1 protein-coding gene and 1 pseudogene are annotated in these 1,776 nt (G+C 75.2%); one reads left to right on the plus strand and one right to left on the minus strand.

The genetic code is table 11. The annotated features are described in order from the left end of the window. Window positions 1–200, minus strand: a pseudogene (locus tag VIU94_RS43830) (bifunctional RNase H/acid phosphatase); the annotation flags it as partial. 502 nt (window positions 201–702) lie between these two features. Here VIU94_RS43830 and VIU94_RS43835 point away from each other — a divergent pair. Then, window positions 703–1,776 (plus strand): serine/threonine-protein kinase (locus VIU94_RS43835; protein WP_331921178.1); only part of this gene is annotated, 1,074 nt, incomplete at its 3' end.

Genomic DNA, 1,776 nt, shown 5'->3' on the forward strand with positions numbered 1-1,776 from the left:
ACCCCGGCGGTCGCCGCCTGGGGCACGGTCTCGCCGATCGCGCCCACGGTGGGTGCCGGGGCCGAGGCGGCCGGGCGGCTCGGGGGAGCCGGGGCCGCGCTCGCCACGTCCCCGCCCGCCAGGACGAGGAACAGCGACCAGAGCACGGGCACGACGGACGCCAGGGCGGCCGCGACGGCGCGACGCGAACGTCCGGACATGCGACCACCCCCCTCGTACAGCCCCCACGGACCCGTGGGCACACGGGCGCGAACGGCCCACCCTAGACCACGCCTGCGCGCGCGGTGCGGAGCGGGGCGCGGAGCGGAACGCTCCGCAAAGCGCCCTCGCCGCAGGGCTGTTCACCGCCCGGGCCCGCACGACGCCGAGCCGATCCGAGCAAGATCCACGCGCTCCGCCGGCCCCCGGTCGGGGGGAAATGCCCGGTGGGTGCTCTCGTGAGGTGTCTCACACCCTAGGGGTGGAGAAGTCCGGAACACCGGAGCATGGTTTATCGTTCATGCATATGTGACCGTGAAGCTACGGCGTGCCCGCCCCTCCCCCCGGGTGAGGCAGCCGTTCCGGTCACGACACACGGCCCCGGCTGGAATCCCCCGTCCAGTCGGGGCTTTGTCGTACCCGCAGGCGGTTCCTCGTTCCCACACCGGTAGGGTGCCCGACGAGTTGGGCGACGGGCAGTGGAACGCTGACGGGAGTCGGGCAGTGCAGACGGGTACGGGGACGCCGGCGGGAACCTTCGAGCCGCTGGAGGGCGACGATCCCCGTGCGGTCGGGGAGTACCGCCTCGTGGCGCGCCTCGGCGCCGGAGGCATGGGGTGCGTCTATCTCTCCCACACCCCCGCCGGAAGGCCCGTCGCCGTGAAGGTGATCCAGCCGGCGCTCGCCGGCGACCCCGACTTCCGCGAGCGGTTCCGGCAGGAGGTCGCCCACGCGCGCCGCGTCCAGGGCGTGTGCACCGTACCGGTCGTCGACAGCGACACCGAGGGGCCGCTGCCCTGGCTCGTGACCGCGTACGTCGCCGGTCCCTCCCTCGCGAAGGCCGTCAAAGACCATGGGCCACTGCCCCGCGAGACGGTGCTGCTGCTGACGGCCGGGGTGGCCGAGGCGCTGCAGGACATCCACCGCGCCGGGGTCGTACACCGGGACCTCAAGCCGTCGAACGTGCTGCTCGCCACCGACGGGCCGCGCGTCATCGACTTCGGTGTGGCGCGCGCCGTCGACGGGACCGCGCTCACCCGCACGGGCTCCGCCATCGGGACGCCCGCCTTCATGGCCCCCGAGCAGGCGCTCGGCGGGGAGATCACCGGGGCGACCGACGTGTTCGCGCTCGGCCAGATCGCCGCCTTCGCGGCGACCGGCGCGGGCGCGTTCGGCGACGGGCCGTCGCACGGCGTGCTGTACCGCATCGTGCACGAGGAGCCCAAGCTCGGGGAACTCCCTGACTACCTGCGGGAGTTGGTGGCCGCCTGCCTGGAGAAGGATCCGACGTGCCGGCCGACCCCGGCGGAGGTCGTGCGGATGTGCGCCGCGGTCGATCCGGAGCGGGGGCTGCGGCGTGGGGAGAGCTGGCTGCCGGCGTCTGTGGTGGCGCAGCTGGCGCACCACGCGGCCGGCGCGCCGCAGCCGGGGTCGGGGCCGTCCCCGACGGAGACGATGGGGTTGCGGGCGCCCGGGCAGGGCGCGTTCGGGCCGGCGTACGCGTCCCCCGGGGCGGGCGGGAACGGTGGCGCGTTCGGCGCGCCCGTCCCGCACGGCGGCCCGGTCCCGTCCGTTGCG

This window comes from Streptomyces sp., assembly GCF_036566765.1.
In the GTDB taxonomy this organism is placed as follows: domain Bacteria; phylum Actinomycetota; class Actinomycetes; order Streptomycetales; family Streptomycetaceae; genus Streptomyces.